Annotated in this window: 15 protein-coding genes; 4 read left to right on the top strand and 11 right to left on the bottom strand. The window is 68.7% G+C overall.

Going from position 1 to position 17384, the window contains the following annotated elements; translation table 11 throughout:
- Positions 1-75 precede the first annotated feature (75 nt).
- From POL67_RS10820 to POL67_RS10775, 10 genes are all read right to left on the bottom strand, one after another.
- A complete protein-coding gene (locus POL67_RS10820) occupies positions 76-1764 on the bottom strand; it encodes an IgGFc-binding protein (RefSeq protein ID WP_271917171.1) in 1689 nt (562 codons plus the stop codon).
- Between the two features lie 61 nt (positions 1765-1825).
- Complete coding sequence (locus POL67_RS10815; RefSeq protein WP_136929456.1) at positions 1826-2656, bottom strand: pyruvate, water dikinase regulatory protein; 831 nt, start codon at positions 2654-2656, stop codon at positions 1826-1828.
- A gap of 72 nt (positions 2657-2728) precedes the next feature.
- The gene (dnaJ, locus tag POL67_RS10810; protein WP_271917170.1) at positions 2729-3844 is read right to left on the bottom strand and encodes a molecular chaperone DnaJ; all 1116 of its coding nucleotides are present in this window, start codon (positions 3842-3844) and stop codon (positions 2729-2731) included.
- Between the two features lie 70 nt (positions 3845-3914).
- Positions 3915-4799, bottom strand: a complete 885-nt coding sequence (locus tag POL67_RS10805) for a hypothetical protein (protein ID WP_271930785.1) — start codon at positions 4797-4799, stop codon at positions 3915-3917.
- Between the two features lie 132 nt (positions 4800-4931).
- Entirely contained in the window at positions 4932-6407 is a 1476-nt protein-coding gene (locus POL67_RS10800; RefSeq protein ID WP_271917169.1) for a purple acid phosphatase family protein, read from the bottom strand.
- Positions 6408-6476: 69 nt separating this feature from the next.
- Positions 6477-7331, bottom strand: coding sequence for an MBL fold metallo-hydrolase (locus POL67_RS10795; protein WP_271917168.1), 855 nt, complete (start codon positions 7329-7331; stop codon positions 6477-6479).
- 4 nt (positions 7332-7335) lie between these two features.
- The gene (locus POL67_RS10790; protein ID WP_271917167.1) at positions 7336-8520 is read right to left on the bottom strand and encodes a thiolase family protein; all 1185 of its coding nucleotides are present in this window, start codon (positions 8518-8520) and stop codon (positions 7336-7338) included.
- A 53-nt stretch (positions 8521-8573) separates the two neighbouring features.
- Complete coding sequence (locus tag POL67_RS10785) at positions 8574-9158, bottom strand: RNA polymerase sigma factor (protein WP_271917166.1); 585 nt, start codon at positions 9156-9158, stop codon at positions 8574-8576.
- 76 nt (positions 9159-9234) lie between these two features.
- Positions 9235-10170 (bottom strand): NAD(P)H-hydrate epimerase, encoded by a 936-nt coding sequence (locus POL67_RS10780; RefSeq protein ID WP_271917165.1) that lies wholly within the window; start codon positions 10168-10170, stop codon positions 9235-9237.
- Positions 10167-10955 carry a pyridoxine 5'-phosphate synthase gene (locus tag POL67_RS10775; protein WP_271917164.1) on the bottom strand — a complete coding sequence of 263 codons (789 nt, stop codon included), beginning with the start codon at positions 10953-10955 and terminating at the stop codon, positions 10167-10169. Before POL67_RS10775 ends, POL67_RS10780 begins: the two co-directional genes overlap by 4 nt.
- A gap of 361 nt (positions 10956-11316) precedes the next feature.
- Here POL67_RS10775 and POL67_RS10770 point away from each other — a divergent pair, with 361 nt between their 5' ends.
- Positions 11317-13386 carry a monovalent cation:proton antiporter family protein gene (locus tag POL67_RS10770; protein ID WP_271917163.1) on the top strand — a complete coding sequence of 690 codons (2070 nt, stop codon included), beginning with the start codon at positions 11317-11319 and terminating at the stop codon, positions 13384-13386.
- Between the two features lie 64 nt (positions 13387-13450).
- On the opposite strand, the gene htpG is transcribed toward POL67_RS10770, so the two are convergent.
- A complete protein-coding gene (htpG, locus tag POL67_RS10765; protein ID WP_271917162.1) occupies positions 13451-15373 on the bottom strand; it encodes a molecular chaperone HtpG in 1923 nt (640 codons plus the stop codon).
- A 50-nt stretch (positions 15374-15423) separates the two neighbouring features.
- On the opposite strand from htpG, the gene hemB reads away from it, so the two are divergent.
- The 3 genes from hemB to POL67_RS10750 are packed head-to-tail and all read left to right on the top strand — an operon-like array spanning position 15424 to position 17348.
- Positions 15424-16437: a porphobilinogen synthase gene (gene hemB, locus POL67_RS10760; RefSeq protein WP_271917161.1), complete on the top strand. Its 1014-nt coding sequence runs from the start codon at positions 15424-15426 to the stop codon at positions 16435-16437.
- Positions 16437-16928: a hypothetical protein gene (locus POL67_RS10755; RefSeq protein ID WP_271917160.1), complete on the top strand. Its 492-nt coding sequence runs from the start codon at positions 16437-16439 to the stop codon at positions 16926-16928. The genes hemB and POL67_RS10755 overlap by 1 nt, the downstream gene beginning before the upstream one ends.
- Before the next feature lie 9 nt (positions 16929-16937).
- Positions 16938-17348: an AlbA family DNA-binding domain-containing protein gene (locus POL67_RS10750; RefSeq protein ID WP_271917159.1), complete on the top strand. Its 411-nt coding sequence runs from the start codon at positions 16938-16940 to the stop codon at positions 17346-17348.
- Positions 17349-17384: the final 36 nt, after the last annotated feature.

Here is a 17384-nt window from a genome sequence, read left to right as displayed (position 1 = left end):
CAGAAGCCCTAAGCTGAAGACGAACGCTCTGCGTGAAGACACAGTGCGTCGAAGAATAACTGATTTTCCCGACGATCACTTGGGCGGGGGCGGGGGCGGCGCGATGGTGCCGAGATTCAGGCCGCCGGGGTACTGGTAACTCGTGGCAGAGCCGTACCCCATGACCTGGATGCCCACCGGCTCCGTCGCGGTGAGCACGTGCGCGCCGTTCTTTCCAGGCCCGAGCTGGAGACGCACGATGCCGTAGGCCGAGCTGATCGGCGTCGGCGACTGCGCCACCACCTGGCCGTCGAGCGTCACCGTCGCCGACAGCGGCTGCACGACGTCGACGTAGTTCACGTCGTAATCGCTCGGCGCGAGGAAGATATACTTCAGGCGATATTGCTCGACGGCCGTGGCGAGGCTCTGCGCAGGATCCCCCTTATCGCCGAACAGATCGACGAGCTCGGTGCCAAGCTGGAAGGAGGCGACAGCGAACTCGTGATCACCGACGATCTCGAAGTCCGCGCCTACCTGGCCGAGGTCGAAGACCTGGCCCGCGTTGATGCTGAGCGGCGCGCCCGGCGGCGTCGTGCCCGGGTAGGTGAGCTTGGTGCCGTTGACGTTGCCGAAGATTCGCACGACGTGGCCGACAGGGCCGCCGCCCGGCGAGGTCGGGACCGTGACGAAGTACCGCTTGCCGAGCGTCTCGGCGGGGAAGACGGACTCCTCGATGTGATCACACGCCACCACGCCTTCGGGCATCTGCGTGCACGGGATCCCCGCGATGACCTGGACGGGTTTGTCCGCGTAGACGAGCGAGCCCGCCGGATCGGAGGTCGGCGCGAAGAGGACCTCGACGACCTCGCCGCGATTGACGGGGAAGGTCGCGAGGCCGTTCGCCGCGGTGCTCGGCACGCCGCCGCCGCCGACGATCTCCCCCTTGCCCGAGACCTTGACCTGCACGCTCGTGCCATCCTGCGTGCCCGTGACGGCGAAGTAAGCGCCGATGTTCGCGCCAGCCCACCCCTTGTAGCTCGTGATGCGGTAGTTGCCGGTCATGGCCGTGCTCGGGAGCAGGAGCGAGGCGTCGTTCGAGTAGGAGAAACACTCCAGGGGACCGGGGAAGGAGCAAAACTGCCCAGGGCACGAGCTCCAGTCCTTGCCGGGCGGTCCACCCTGCGGGCCGTACTCGAGCGCGCTGAACTGGTAGACCGTGACGGGGCGCGTGGTCACGAGGTGATAAGCGCCGTCCGGCACGCGCACCGTGCTCGAAAGCGGCGTGGCGCTGCCACACTCGTTGGCGTCCGGGCCCTTCAGCTCGGGCACCCACGGCAGGTAGATCTTCGCGAGGTCGTTCGGCGGGACGGTCGCGGTGGCGATGGTGTTGGCGCCACGCGTGACCGTGACCTCGGCAGGCTGATCCCCCGCGTTCGCCACGACGACCGCGTAGTCGAAGATCGACCAGACGTTGTTCGCCACGACCGTCGGCCAGAAGTCGCAGCCGATGTACGTGCGCGCCGCCGCGGCCTCGTCGCACGTCGTCGGATCGACGCCGGGATCCCCGCCGCCGAGCCCCCCCGAACCACCCGAACCAACGAAGATGTCGCCGCCCATGCCGCCGCTGCCCGGCCCGCCCGGACCACCCGGCCCTTCGCCACCCGCGCCACCGTCGCCGAACTCGTTCCGGTTCGACGTCGCCGAGCAGGAGACCGCAAGGACTCCCGGAACGAGGAGAAGCGCAAACGCAACGAACGCTGTGTGCTTGAGCCGGGCTGAAGTCATGCGCCCGATTATCCGCCCCGCGCTGCGCCAGGCACAAGGAGGATCGGGCGCGCCGTTCGGTTCAGTGCGCGGCTCGGTTCCGCTCGTGAATGCTCTCCAGGATGATGACCGCCGTCTCCTCGATCGCGCGGCCCGTGACATCGACGACGGGCCACTCGGGATGCGCGCGGAAGATGTTGTGCGCGAAGTCGAGCTCCGTGCGCACGTGCTCCCGCATCGCGTAATTCGTCTCGGGGGGCATGCCGAGCTGGCGCAGGCGCGCCTGGCGGATCTCGCAGAGCTGATCGAGGCCGATCGTGAGGCCGACGATGCGATCACTCGGCGCTTCCTCGATCTCGTGCGGGAGCGGAACGCCGAGCACGAGCGGGAGGTTCGCGACCTTCAGGCCACGCTGCGCGAGGAGCGTCGAGAGCGGCGTCTTCGAGGTGCGCGAGACGCCGACGAGGATGATGTCGGCTTTGCGGAAGTTGCGCGGCTCCTTGCCGTCGTCGCTCTTGACGGCGAACTCGACGGCCTCGATGCGACGGAAATACTCGTCGCTGAGCGGGAGCATCGCGCTCGGCAGGTTGATCGGCTCGCGATCGAGGAACGTGCCGAGCTTGCCGATGAGCGAGCCGATGACGTCGATCGCCTCGATGCGCAGCTCCGCCGTCGCCGAGTGGATGAACTCGCGCAGCTCGGGGCTGACGACCGTGAACACGAGCAGCGCGCCTTCCTTCGCGGCACGCTCGAGGACCGGCCGCGCGACCTCCTTCGTACGCACGCGCGTGTGCAGGCGGATCTGCACGCCCGCCTGCGGGAACTGGAGAAGCGCGGCGCGGACGACCTTCTCGGCGGTCTCCCCCGTCGAGTCGCTCAGCACGTCGATGAACTTGGACATGGGCTTGCTCATTCTCGTCTTCGTCTCGGTCGGATCGAGGAAGGCTTCTGTGCTCGTTTGAGCCACGCCGCTCGAACGACAAGCCTACCCAAAAAGGCTCTTCAACTTGTCCATGAAACTCTCGCGTTCGGGCTCCTGCGGAATTTCGCCCAGGGTCGACGCGAACCGGGTGATGAGCTCCTTCTGCTCGTCCGTGAGCCGCGTCGGCACTTCCACGCCGATTTCCACGAGCTGATCGCCGCGGCCGCCCATGACGCGGCGCACGATGCCCTTGCCTTTGACGCGCAGCACGGAGCCGGGCTGCGTCCCCGGGGGGATGCGCAACTTGCCCTTGCCTTCGAGCGTGGGGACTTCGACCTCGCCGCCGAGCGCGGCGATCGGGAAGGAGATCGGGACCGAGCAGACGACATCGTCCCCCACACGGCGGAAAAATTCATGCGGCGCGACGCGGATCGTGAGCTCGAGGTCGCCCGGCGCGCGATCGGGGCGCGTGCAGTTGCCGCCGCGCTCGACGAGCCGCGTGGCGCCGTTCTCGATGCCCGCGGGGATCGTGACCTCGATCGTGCGCGGCTTCGCCACGACGCCCGCGCCCCGGCAGCTTTTGCACGGATCGAGCACGATGCGGCCCGTGCCGCGGCAGCGCGTGCACGGCCGCTCGACGGCGATCGGGAAAACGCCCTGCTGCATGCGGACGCGGCCGCGGCCGAGGCAGAGGCTGCAGCGCTCGGTCTGCGTGCCCTTCGCCGCGCCGACGCCGCCGCAGTCGTTGCACGGCTCGACGCGCTCGTAGGTGATCTCCTTGGTGCAGCCGAACGCCGCTTCCTCGAAGCTGATGCGGATCTCTTTCTGGAGGTTGCCGCGGTCGCCGACCTTGATGCCGAGCGCGCCGAGCAGGTCGCCGAAGAGGCCGTCGATGTTGAGGTCGTTCAGGTCGACGTAGCCCGCGCCGCCGAAGGGGCTGCCCGGCTGCCCACCGGCGCCGCCGACGCCCATCGGGCCGAAGCGATCGAACGCGGCGCGCTTCTGCGGATCACTCAGGATCTGGTAGGCCGCGTTGATCTCCTTGAAGCGCTGATGCGCCCCATCGTCACCCGGGTTCTTGTCCGGGTGGTGCTGCCCTGCGAGCTTGCGGAAGGCGCTCTTGATCTCGTCCTGCGTCGCCGAGCGGTCGACGCCGAGCACATCGTAGGGATCGCGCACGGAGGCCGGAATAGCACCGATCCGGACGAGGGCCCAGGGGGGTGAGGGCCAGAAGGACCGGGCGCCGCGTTCAGGGGAGAACTTTGCGCGTCGGGCACTCGCCGTCGCCCTGGTAGTCACCGAGCGTGCGCGCCTGGGCGAGGACGTAGTCGTACGCGGTCTCGATGGCGACGCCGGCGAGGCTGTACTTGTCGGGCGGGAACACGGCGGCAGCCTGCGTCGCTTTCAGCTCGTCGAGCGTGGTCTCGCCGTCGTCGTTCGCGTCGGCGTCGGCGATGTACTGGGCGTAGCGCGCCGTGACCTCGGTGCCGGCCGTGATGTTGTTGAAGAACCAGTGATCGCCGTGGATCGTGGGTTTGACCGGCACGCTGCCGCCGGCCGGGACTGCGAAGCCGGGGATCTCGTCCTCCGTCGCGCAATCGTCGTACGACGTGCCGGCGGCGAGGCCCCAGCGGAACGTCTTCTGCGTGGTGCCGTTGTCGAGCGTGCCCGCGATGTAGAGCGACCATCCGTTGTCGACGAGGAGCGAGACGTCTGCCTCGCTCGTGTTCCCGAGGCCCTTGGCGCCGGGTTTGGCGTTCGGCAGGTCGAAGCCGAAGCGGTCCCAGCGCGTCGCGCTCACGTCCTCGAACGTCGCCACGACGTAGCCGCCCGCGGGGACCTTCTTCAGGTCGAGGACGTACACGTCGGGCGCGGAGAGCGCCTCGGTCGCGTCGGAGCGCGAGGCGCGGATGTTGCCGATCGCGACGAGAAAGCGGTCGTAGGTGACGCTCCAGCCGTCCTGGATGTCCTCATCGCCCATGCCGGCGGCCAGGCCGTTCGGGATGGTGTCTTCCGCCTCGACGAAGACCTGGGCCGAGCCCTTCTCGGCCGTCGCGCCGTCCTCGCCGCCGCATCCGACGACGAAGAGAGCCGCGCTTCCGAGGGCGAGGAGCTGCGCACGAATCCCGCACATTTGCTTCACTTGAATCACCTCCGCAAAAGCAACGCGAACCAAGTAGCAAACGAGTTGCAGTAGCGCAAGGGCGAACGGGCGCCCTCGCGCGGCGCATCGGCGCGCGCGTGCAAGCGCCCGGGGCGGCTTGGCTCACTTGCTGAGGGTGATCATGTCGATGACCGGGTCGGTCTCGTCGGGCCGGATCTCGTGCGACTCGATGGTCAGCGAGGTCTTGTTGGCCTTGAGGAACGAGTAGAAGCCGAACACGGTCTTGCTGTCGTAGGCCGCGCTGACGTCGGTCCACGTGCTGAAGCCTTTGCCGTACGCATCGGCGCCCGCGCCGGCGCAGACCATGTAGATCGTGCCCTTCGCGGGCGGCGCCTGGACCACGGGCTCGAGCGTGCCCTCGGCGAGCGGGCCGGTGAGCGGCTTCGTGCGCTCGTAGTTGTGGTCGTGGCCGAGGACCATCAGATCGACCTGGTACTTGTCCCATATCGGCACGAAAAACTGCCGGCCGAGGAGGACGTCCGAATCGGTGCCGTGCGACGAGGAGGAAAACTCGGCGTGGTGGTGCATGCCGACGATCCAGGGCACGTTCGCGCGATTCTTGTTCGCCGCCTCGAGGTCCTTCTCCAGCCACGCCTTCAGCATCGGGGCGTAATCGGGTTTTCCGGTCGGGGACGTGACCCAGAAGTCGTCGACGACCACGACGTGGACCGGGCCGATGTCGACCGAATAAAAGAGCTCGGGGTAGTCCGCGAATTTCGTCGTGTCCTGGGGGAGGACGACGCTGCTGTAGAAATGCGTCGTGTGGTTCTCGTGGTTGCCGTGTGTCGAGAGCGTGAGGATCTGCCCGAGCGTGAGCAGGCTCCCGTCGGCGTCCTTCGCCGCGAGATCGAGCCATTTGTGCCATTCGCTCTGATCGGTGGCGAAATTGATCATGTCGCCCGAAAAGAGCTCGGCCGTGACGCCGGCCTTCATCATGCGGCGCTGGATCAGGCGCCAGGCCTGGTTGTCCTGGCCGCGCGCGTCGCCCGAGACGCCGAGGAGGACCTCGGCATTGGGATCCTTCGGCGTGGTCGTGAAGGAATGGACCTCGCTCCAGACCTCCTTGCCCGCGGGGCCGCCGCCGACGCGATAATAATAGGTCGTCGCGGGGGTCAGGCCGCAGAGATAGGCCTCGTGCATGCGATCGTCGCCTTGCGGGGCGATGAGGCCCTGGGGGGTCACCCACGTGACGCCGCCCTTGCGATTCGTGGCGGGCCAGGTCGACGGGTCGGGCGTGGTGCCCCACTGGATCTCGCTGGCGAGTGTCTCCGGGTCGGTCTGCCAGCCGAAGCCCGCGGAGGTCGCGGGATCGGCGCGGCCCGGGGCCCCGATCTCGACGTTGCCGCCGAGGCCGAGGCGGACGCGGCGGATGTCGGGCGCGGCCGAGGTCTTGGCGCTGCCGCGCTGGAAATTCATGTATTCGGCGCGGGTGGCGATCTCGAAATCGCACCCCTCGGGCTGGAAGCGCTCGATGTTGGGCTCGGGCGCCGGGGGCGGGTTCTGGTTCGGCTCGTCCGCGCAACCGGCAGCGACGAGCGCGCCCCCCACGAGCCCCAGGGAAATCAGCGTTCGTTTCATCAAGCGTTCCTCCACCCGAGAGACGGCGAGCGGAGGCAGCCTAGGCCGGCCCGGCCCCGGCGGGAAGAGTTACCCAGCGACGAGATGGTACCCGCCGTCCCCGGTGCGCAGGACGCGCCCCTCGCGCTCGAGCTTGACGAGGTGCGCTTCGAGGCTCATCCGCGCAAGGGGCCAGAGCAGAGACGACGTATCGGCGTAGGCGACGGGCAGGAGCGCGTCGAGGCTCGCGCCCGCGGGAGGCATCGAGGCAAAGGCCGCGACGACCTTGGCCTCGCGCGCGAGGCGATGCGTGATGTACCGGCGAAAGAGCGTGGTCGGCTCGTCGATGGGATCGCCGTGCGCGGGGAGCGCGACCGCAGCGGACAACCCCGCGAGGCGATCGAGCTGCGCGAGATACGCGATCATGTCGCCGTCCACGGGCTCGATGAGGATCGTACCCTCGCTCGCCACCATGTCCCCGACGACCGCGGTGCCCGTGTCCTCGTCGAAGAGGCAGACGTGGCCCGGCGCGTGGCCCGGGGTGTGGAGCACACGGAGCGGCATGGGGTGCGGACCATCGAGCACGATCCGCTCGCCATCCTCGATGTGGCGGTCGACGCGGACCTCCCCGGCGAGGCGCGCGGCCGTCTCGTGGTGCGCGAGCAGCGGCAGGCGCAGCTCGTTCGCGAAGAACCAGGCGCCGCCCACGTGATCGACGTGGTGATGCGTGAGGAGGATGCCGATGGGGTGACGGCCGCGGCTCGAAAGGGAGCGCGCCCATGCGAGCCACGCGCGCCGCTCGTCGTCGAACGGCGTCGCTGGCTCGACGAGCAGCACCTCCCGCTCGCCCAGCGCGTAGCTGTTCGTGTGGGTGGCGGGAGGCAAGGTGGGCGTGAGCGCGGGAAAACGCTCGACGCCCAGCGTGACGCGCCACGGCCGCCCCATGGCGTTATCGCTCGAGCACGACGGCGAGCGCCTCGCCGCCGCCGATGCACAACGTCGCGAGGCCGCGTTTGTCGCCGCGATCCTTCATGGCGTGGATCATCGTGGTGAGCATACGCGCGCCCGTGGCGCCGATGGGGTGACCGAGCGCGACGGCGCCGCCGCGCACGTTGACGCGGGCGTTGTCGATGCCGACGAGCTTGTTCACGGCCAGCGTGACCACGGCGAAGGCCTCGTTGATCTCCCAGACGTCGATCTGCTCCTTCGTGAGCTTGGTCCGCGCGAGCGTGTTCTCGACGGCGGCCGCGGGCGCGGTCGTGAACCACTCGGGCTCCTGCGCGGCGCCGCCGTAGCCGGCGATCCGCGCGAGCGGCTCGAGGCCGAGCTCCTTCACGGCCTTCTCGCTGGCGAGCACGAGCGCGGAGGCGCCGTCATTGATCGACGAGGCGTTCGCCGCGGTGATGGTCCCGTCCTTCTGGAACGCAGGCTTGAGCGTGCCGATCTTGTCGGGCTTGCCGGCGGGCGGGCCCTCGTCGAGCTTCACGACCACGGCGTCGCCCTTCTTCTGCGGCACGTTCACGGGCACGATCTCCGCGTCGAAGAGGCCTTCCTTCTGCGCGGCGAGGGCGCGGCGGAAGCTCTCCTTGGCGAACTCGTCCTGGGCCTCGCGCGAGAACTCGTACTTCTTGGCACACAGCTCGCCGGCGTTGCCCATGTGGAAGTTGCCGTAGGGATCCCACAGGCCGTCGTGGATCATGCCGTCGACGATCTTGTTGTCGCCCATGCGGTAGCCGTTCCGCGCCTGCGTGAGGTAGTACGGCACGTTCGACATCGACTCCATGCCGCCCGCGACCACGATCTCCGCGTCGCCGAGCGCGATGCTCTTGGCGCCGAGGATCACGGCCTGCATGCCCGAGCCGCAGACCTTGCCGACGGTCGTCGCCGGCACGTTCTTGGGGATGTTCGCGTAGATGGCGGCCTGGCGCGCGGGGGCCTGGCCGACGCCGGCGCCGAGCACGTTGCCCATGAAGACCTCGCCGACGCGATCGGCCGGGACCTTCGAACGCGCGAGCGCGGCCTCGATGGCAGCGGCGCCGAGGCGCGGGGCGGGGAGGGCGGAGAGGGCGCCGAGGAAGGCGCCGATGGGCGTGCGAGCGGCGCCGACGATGTACACGGGAACGGGCAAGGTCATCGCATCCTCCGGGAGGCTCGGGCGCAACGGAGCGCGCGCCCCGGAGAAGCGAACTACTCCAACATGTTGCACTGCACAAGCGACGCGTCCCGATCGGCCTCGAGGGCCTTGGCGAGCAGGCGCCTGCCGCGGTGGAGACGACTCATGACGGTGCCCACGGGCACACCGAGCTTCTCGGCGGCGTCCTTGTACGTCATCTCCTGCAGGTCCACGAGGATGAGCGCCTCGCGATACACCTCCTGGATGGCTTCGAGCGCGCGGAGGGTGGGCGGCGAGAGCGCGGTCATCTCGGAGACCGCGGGCGCGGCCGTCCACGCGTTCGGGTCGGAATAGAGCACGTCGAGGGCGCGGCGCTCGCGACGGTTGCGGCGACACTTCGTGATGAAGACGCTGAAAAGGATCTGGTGGACCCACGCCTTCAGGTTCGTGCCGGGGCGGTACTGGTTCTCGAAGCGGAGGGCGCGCTCGACGGTGTCCTGCACGAGGTCCTCGGCGAGGGCGCTGGAGCGCGACATGCGAAGGGCGCGGCCGAAGAGCTCGGGGGCCAGCGCGGCGACACCTCGGCGGAGCTCCTCGATCGAGTTGGCTTGAAGCGACTTCGAGGGGACGGGCGTGGTGGCGAGGGCCTGAGCGAACATGGCGACGTGACCTCCTGGTGCTCGGGGCCTTTCGCAAGGCGGGTGCCCAGGCGTGGCACGTCCTAAGTGATTGGAATCATTGGGACGCCACAGGACGTGTGTCCCCCCGGCGTGTCAAATCGACACCGGGGCGTGTCCAGGCGCCAACCTGGCGTGGGAAGGCGGGGGATCGTTCGGGCGTCGGCGCGAAGTACGAGCCAACCGTCTCGCGGCGGATGACCTCGGCGACGACGCCGACGTGCGTGAGGATCGGCGGATCGGGGACGCCGAGGTCGACCACGTGCACGTTGCCCGCGAGCCGCGCGCCCTCGGGCGTGAGCATGCCGATCTTGAGGTGGCCGAACGTGACGGTGTCGTCCGCGCGCACCGCGATGCCGAGCGGCGCGCCGCTGTCGGCGTCGAGCCCCGAGGGGATGTCGAGCGCGACGCAGCGGGCGGCCGCGTCGTTGAGCACGGCGATCACGTCGGCGAGGTGGCCGGTGATCGGCCTGTCGAGGCCGGTGCCGAAGAGGGCGTCGATGACGAAGTCGGCGCGCGCGAGGGCGGTGTGCAACGGCCCGAGCCCCGCGCCCTCGGGCAGCTCGAAGAAGCGGCCGCCGAGGTCGATGTAGGCGTCGTGGTTGATGCGCGCGTCGCCCATCACCTTCTCGCTCTTGCCGGCGAGATAGACCTCGACCTCGGCGCCGCGGGCGTAGAGGTGGCGCGCCACGACGAACCCATCGCCGCCGTTGTTGCCCGTGCCGCAGACGACGACGACGCGCGCTTCGAGCGGGTACGTGGCGGGCTGGCCGGGGCTCTGCACGTGGCGGACCGGGAAAGAGCGGGCGCGGGCGGAGATCGCGTCGGCCTCGCGGCTCGGCGTGTGTGGGCGGCGCGCCTCGATCATCGCGGAGAGGACGTCCGCGGCGCCGCGGCCGGCGTTCTCCATGAGGACGACGCCGGGCACGTGGCACGTCTCGATCGCGTACTTGTCGAACGCGCGCATCTGGGCGCGCGTGAGGACGGGGATCATCGCGAACGACCCCGGGCGTTGTCAGCGTTCGAGGGCTCCGCTCCGGCAAGCGGAGCTCTGCCCCCGAGCCCCCGATCGACGGCCCTCCGAAGGTCTCGCACGGCGCGGTCGAGCCCGAAGAAGACGGCGTCGGCGATGACCGAGTGGCCGATGTTCACCTCCACGATGTCGGGGATCGCCACGACGGGCCCGACGTTGTGACGGGTGAGGCCATGGCCCGCGGCGACCTCGAGGCCGAGCGCCGAGGCGCGGGCCGCGGCGCGCTTCAGCCGATCGAGCTCGTGCTCGGCTTGCTCCCCCGAGGCGTGGCAGTACTCGCCGGTGTGCAGCTCGATCTGCGCGACGCCGGCCGCCGCGGAGGCCTCGACCATGGCCTCGTCCGCGCCGATGAACAGGCTCACCTTGATCCCGCGCTCCTTGGCCATCTTCACGGCGGCCTCGACGCCCGCGCGTTGCCCGATCACGTCGAGCCCGCCTTCGGTCGTGCGCTCCTCGCGCCGCTCGGGGACGAGCGTGATCACGTCGGGACGCACCCTCGACGCGATGCCGATCATCTCCTCGGTCACGGCCATCTCCAGGTTGAGGAGCGTCTGAACCGAGGCGCGCAGGCGCGTGACGTCGTCGTCGGTGATGTGGCGCCGATCCTCGCGCAGATGCGCGGTGATGCCATCGGCGCCGGCCGCCTCGCAGAGGCCCGCGGCGAAGACGGGATCGGGGTAACGCGTGCCCCGCGCGTTTCGCACGGTGGCGACGTGATCGATGTTGATGTGCAGCCGAACCGCCATGAGGCGGGACTCTACGACGAACCCGCCCGAGGTCGAAGCGCGCGCACGAACGGAGCGTACCGAGGCGCGGGCAAGCACGGGGGGCGGAGGCCCGAGGCTTCAAGTCGAAGCGCTCGGGACAGCAGAACCAGAGACGCCGCATCAAGCGGCGTACGATCGATCACATCATGACCCGGGCCCGAGCTCGGCTCGAACCTGAGGGTGCTGCACGAGCGCGGCATCGTCGTCGGGTTTGCCCACGGAGGCGCGGGAGGCTCCGTTTGGCGTCCTCTCCCGAGAGTTATTATGTGCACAAATAAAATATGCACACGATCGGCCGTGATCTCTTGAATCGACGCGTGTGAGCGCTACTTCTCGAAGGATGCAGGACGCGCACGCCTTCCTTCAGACTCTCGCTACCGTGCTCGGCGTCGCGGCGATCACGACGGTCGTTTTTCAGCGGATCCGCCAGCCAGTCGTCCTCGGCTACATCATCGCCGGCCTCGTCGTCGGGCCTCACCTGCCCCTGCCGCTGAACGCCGACATGAGCACGGTCCAGACCCTCTCCGAGCTCGGCGTCATCCTGCTCATGTTCGCGATCGGCCTCGAGCTCAACATCGAGAAACTCGTGCGCGTCGCGCCCACCGCGGGCGTCATCGCGGTCATCCAGGTCGCGCTCATGATGTGCGCCGGCGTCGCCGTGGGTCAGGCCTTCGGCTGGACGCAGATCGAGAGCATCTTCGCGGGCGCCGCGATCGCCATCTCCAGCACGACGATCATCGCCAAGGTCTTCGACGAGATGAAGATCGACCCGCGCCTCCGCGAGCTCGTCTACGGCGTCCTCATCGTCGAGGACATCCTCGCCATCTTGCTCCTCGCCGTGATGACCACCGTCGCGACCGGCAGCGGCCTCGACGCGACCACGCTCCTCCTCACGACCGGCAAGCTCGTCGGGTTCCTCGTCGTCATGGTCGTCGCCGGCCTGCTCATCGTGCCCAGGCTCATGCGCTACGTCGTGCGGCTCGGCAGGCCCGAGACCACCATCGTCGCCAGCATCGGCATCTGCTTCGTCTTCGCGCATGCCTGCGCGGCCATGCACTATTCCGTGGCGCTCGGCGCCTTCGTCGCCGGGGTGCTCATCTCGGAGTCCGGCGAGGGGCATACCGTCGAGCACCTGATCGTCCCCATCCGCGACATGTTCGCGGCCATCTTCTTCGTGTCGGTCGGCATGCTCATCGAGCCTGCGCTCGTGCTCCAGAACTGGGTCGCCGTCCTCGTCCTCTCGGTGGTCGTCATCGTGGGCAAGGTCGTCGGCGTGGGGCTCGGCGGCATCGTGACGGGCTGCGGGCTCCGCACGAGCGCGCAGGCAGGTCTCAGCCTCTCCCAGATCGGCGAGTTCTCGTTCATCATCGTGGGCCTCGGCTCCACGCTCGGAGCGACGCGGCCGTTCCTCTTCGCCGTCGCCGTCGCCGTCTCCGCCATCACGACGCTGACGACGCCCGCGCTGATCCGCCGCTCGGAAGGCGCCGCGCGCTTCGTAGAGGACCATGTCCCTCGCCGGATCGGCACCTTCATCACGCTCTACAGCGCGTGGATCGAGCGCGTGCGCACGGCACCCGCGTCCGCGACGACAGGCGCGCGGCTGCGTCGCCTGAGCGTGCTGCTCGTGCTCGACGCTGCGTTCATCGTGGCGCTGCTCGTTGGCGGCGGGCTCTTGCACGAGCGCATCCAGCACGCAGCCGCCGCGTCCCTCGGGCTGAGCAAGGGCGCCTCGCAAGTGCTCGTCTTCGCCGCAGCCGCGCTCGTCGTGTTGCCGTTCGTCTTCGGGATTGTCCGCCTGACGCGCGCAGTCGGCCTGACGGTCGCAGGCGACACGAAGATCGGTCGTCCCGTCGCGCTCGTCGTGCAGCTCGGCCTCCTGGTGGCAACCGCAGCCGCCTCGGTCACAGCTGTCGAGCCCTTCGTGCCGCCGGGCGTCGGCGTCCTGCTCCTCGTCGCGCTCGCCATCATCGCGATCGTCTCCTTCTGGCGGAACGCCCGACAATTCGAGCTCGAGGTGCAAGCCGGAGGAGCCGTCGTCCTCGACGTGCTCAAATCAAAGCTCGCCGGCGAAGCAACAGCACGCGCAGCGCACGGGAAAGACCACGCCGCAACGTCGCCCCCCACCCCGAACGACGCCCCCTCGCTGCTCCTCGGTCTCGGCGCGCCACGCCTCTTGCGCATCGCACCCGGGAGCACGGCCATCGGGCGCACGCTGGGCGAGCTCGATCTACGTGCGAAGACAGGCGCCGCCATCCTCGCCATCGTGCGCGACGGCAAACCCTCGATGATGCCCGGCCCAAAGGATCAGCTCGAAGTGGGCGACATCCTCGCAGCCGTCGGCTCAGAGGAGTCCCTGTCGAGCGCGGAAGCCCTGTTCACGGCACTGGAGGGCGACGCGCAGCCTGCGTGACGTGTCCTCGCAGGCCGTTGCGCCGGGGCAGCACCCCAGCACAACGGCTTCGAGAGGAAACGCCTTACCGCGCCACGGCTGCGTTGCTGGCCTGGACGAGCAGATCCTGGATGTGTTGCACGAGCTTGGCCGGGTCGACCACGACGCCCTCGGCGAGCAGGGCCTGCTCGTAGAGCAGCTCGGACCAGAGCTTGATGGGCTCTGCGCTCGGGTCCTTCTCGGCCAGTGCGCTCAGGTTCTTGACGATGGGGCTCTCGGGGTTGAGCTCCAGGATTCGCTTCGCCTGGGGCGCGTCCTCGCCCATCATGCGCATGATCCGCTCCATGTTGACGCCGAGATCTCCCTCGGCGGCGACCAGGCAGCTCGCGCTGTCGGTCAGGCGGCGTGAGGCGCGCACGTCCTTCACCCGCTCGCCGAGCGTGGCCTTCACGGCGGAGACGGCGCTCTTGATCTGCTCGTTGGCCTTCTCGTCGGCCTTCTCGTCCTTCTCGCCGAGATCGATGTCGCCGTGCGCGATGCTGCGCAGACGGCGCTTGTCGTACTCGGTCAAGGTTTGCACGACCCACTCGTCGACGGGCTCCGTCATGAAGAGAACGTCGTAGCCGCGCTTCTTGAAGGCCTCGATGTGCGGGCTCTTCTCCAGCCCGCGGCGGCTCGTGCCCGTCAGGTAGTAGATCTCCTTCTGCGACTCCGGCATCGCCGCGACGTACTGCTTCAGCGAAATGAGCTCTGCCTCGGGCGTGTTCATCGAGCCGAACCGGCAGAGGTCCGCGATCGCGTCCTTGTTCTTCCAGTCGACCGACACGCCCTCCTTGAGGACCTTGCCGAACTCGTTCCAGACCAACGCGTACTTCTCGGGCTCGCTCTCCGAGAGCTCCTTCAGGCCCTTGAGAACCTGCTTCGTGATCTGCGTCTCGATCTGCTTCAGGGCCTTGTCCTCCTGCAGCATCTCGCGCGAGACGTTCAGCGAGAGATCCTCGGAGTCGACCACGCCGCGCAGGAAACGCAGGTAGATCGGCGCGACCTTGTCGCAGTCCTCGACGATGAGCACGCGCTTCGCGTAGAGCCGGATCGCACGGCGATCCCGCTGGAAGAGGTCCGGCGGCGCCTTCTCGGGCACGTAGAGCAGCGCCTGGAACTGCACCGGCGCGTCGATCGACACGTGCAGGTGCCAGAGCGGCTTTTCGCCCTCGTAGCCGCCCGTCACGTGCCGGAAGAACTCGGCGTGTTGCTCCTCCGTCACCTGCGACTTCGGCAGCGTCCAGAGTGCCGCCTTCCGGTTCGCGACCTCGCCGTTCACCGAGATCGGGAAGTGCACGAAGTCCGAGTACTTGCGGATGATCTCCTTGATCCGATAGGCCTTCGTGTACTCGCGCGTGTCCTCCTTGAGGTGCAGCGTGATCTTCGTCCCGGGGTGCGCACGCTCGCCCGTCGCGACCGTGAACGTGCCGGATCCTCCCGAGCGCCAGAGCACGGGCTCGGCATCCGGGAGCATGGAGCGCGTCTCCACGTCGACCCGCGAGGCGACCATGAACGCTGCGTAAAAGCCCACGCCGAACTGGCCGATGAGCTTGACCGCGCCGTTCTTGTCCTGGCTCGCGCGAAGGGCCTCGGCGTGTGCCTTGAGGAATTCGAGCGAACCGCTCTTCGCGATGGTGCCGAGGTTCTGGACGACCTCGTCGCGCGTCATGCCGATGCCGTTGTCCTCGATGACGATCGTGCGGGCCTCGTCGTCGAGCTGGATCGAGATCGCGGGCTCGCCTTCCTGCTCGGTCACGTCCTTGCGCGTGAGGCCGAGAAAGCGGGCCTTGTCGAGCGCGTCGGAGGCGTTCGACACGAGCTCGCGCAGGAAGACCTCCTGGTTCGCGTAGAGCGAGTTGATGACGAGGGAGAGAACCTGCTGCACCTCCGCCTGGAACGGCATCTCCACGGCGGCGGGAGAAACGACCGGCGGCGCTTCGGGGGTCGGGGGGGCTTCTTGGGTCATGGCGACGACGAAATGGATCCGGTTTTGGGAAATGCAATCCCCCTCCCCGCATGAAAAACCACGCTGCTACAGTGGCCCGCGTGTTCCCGACCGAACGACCCCGCAGGCTCCGCCGCTCGCCCGCGATCCGGAGCCTGGTCCGTGAGACCTCCCTCGCCCCCTCGGACTTCGTCCTGCCCCTCTTCTTCCACGAGGTGCTCGACGAACCCCGCCCCATCTCGACGATGCCGGGCGTCTTCCAGCTCCCGGTCGCTGCGGCCGCCGAGCAGGCGCGGCAAGCCCGCTCCCTCGGACTCGGCGGGGTGATCCTGTTCGGCTTGCCCCGGACCAAGGACGCGAGCGGCTCGTCCGCCTACGATCCGAACGGCCCGGTCCCGCGCGCGGTCGCGGCCCTGAAAGACGCCGCGCCGGACCTCCTGGTCATCACCGACGTCTGCGTCGATGAGTACACCGAGCACGGGCATTGCGGGATCTTGAAGCCGGGTCCCCGCGGCGAGCTCGAGGTCGACAACGACGCGACGCTGGAGGTCCTGGCGAAGGCGGCGGTCGTGCATGCGGCGGCGGGCGCGGACATCGTGGCCCCGAGCGACATGATGGACGGGCGCGTCGGCGCGATCCGCCGCGCGCTCGACGGCGAGGGCCACGAGGGCACGGCGATCCTGTCGTACGCGGTGAAGTACGCGTCGAGCTTCTACGGGCCGTTCCGCGAGGCTGCGGACTGCGCGCCGAAGTTCGGCGATCGCGCGGGCTACCAGATGGATCCGGCGAACACGCGCGAGGCGCTGCGCGAGGCGCGGCTCGACGAGGAGGAAGGCGCGGATCTCCTGATGGTGAAGCCTGCCCTGCCCTACCTCGACGTGATCGCGAAGGTGCGCGCGGCGTCGCCGCTGCCGCTCGGCGCGTACAACGTGAGCGGCGAGTACGCGATGATCAAAGCCGCGTCGGCCGCGGGGATGATCGACGAGAAGCGCGCGGTGCTGGAGCTCCTGACGTCGATCCGGCGCGCGGGAGCGGACTTCATCCTGACCTACCACGCCGTGGACGCGGCGCGCTGGCTGGGCTGATGGGCCGCGCGACACGCTGGGGGATCGTCGTGGCCGCGCTCGCGCTCGCGGGGTCGAGCGGCTGCAACACGATCAACTCGATCGGCCCGAACTGCGACCGCTCGGCCGATGCGAACACGCCCGTCCGCTACACGGAGGGCACGGTGGAGCACGGCGTCTACATGAGCGCGCCGTGGAACGGGGAGCTGCTCTGGTTCCCCGCGGGGATGCGGTACGAGCTCGAACACGGGCTCGGCGAGGTGCCGCGGTTCGTGGACATCTGGCTGTCGTTCGAGAAGTGCGGGACCAAGGAAAGCACCTTGGCGCACGCGGCGGGCAACCAGGCGGAGCTACGGACGGTCGACGCGAACAAGCTCGTGATCGTGAACGGGAGCTGCGTGGACTACTGGCTGCTCGTGGTGGCGGGGACCGGAGACGGAGAGCCGAACCCGCCGCCGGATCCGGAGGCGATGCCGCACGGGAGTTGCCCGCTCGAGGACGGGGGGATGTGAGGCCGTACCATGCTGACCGAGCAGGAGATCGCGAGCCTGGCGGCAGACCTGGAGAGCTTTCGGGTCGAGCGCAAAGAGTCCTTCAAGAGCGTCAAGGGAGCGATTGAAGAGGCGATCTGCGCGTTCGCCAACGACCTCCCAGGCACGGGACAGCCCGGCATCCTCTTGCTCGGTGTGCACGACAAAACGGGGCAGGCGACGGGACTTGCCGTCACGGACGAGTTGCTGCGGGACATCACGAACATCCGCAGCGACGGCAACATCCTGCCGTTCCCGCTCATGACCGTTTACAAGGCCACGCTGGCGGGAAAGGAGATCGCGGTCGTCGAAGTGAAGCCTTCGCCTGACCCGCCGGTGGCGTTGCGGGGCCGTATCTGCGTTCGTATCGGGCCACGCAAGGGAACCGCGACCCGGGGATGAAGAGCGCGTCCTGACCGAACGACGCCGTAGCTCGGA

Source organism: Polyangium mundeleinium (assembly GCF_028369105.1).
Lineage (GTDB): Bacteria > Myxococcota_A > Polyangia > Polyangiales > Polyangiaceae > Polyangium > Polyangium mundeleinium.
The sequence above is the reverse complement of the archived record's forward strand: the minus strand, read 5'-3'. Positions and strand labels throughout refer to the sequence as shown.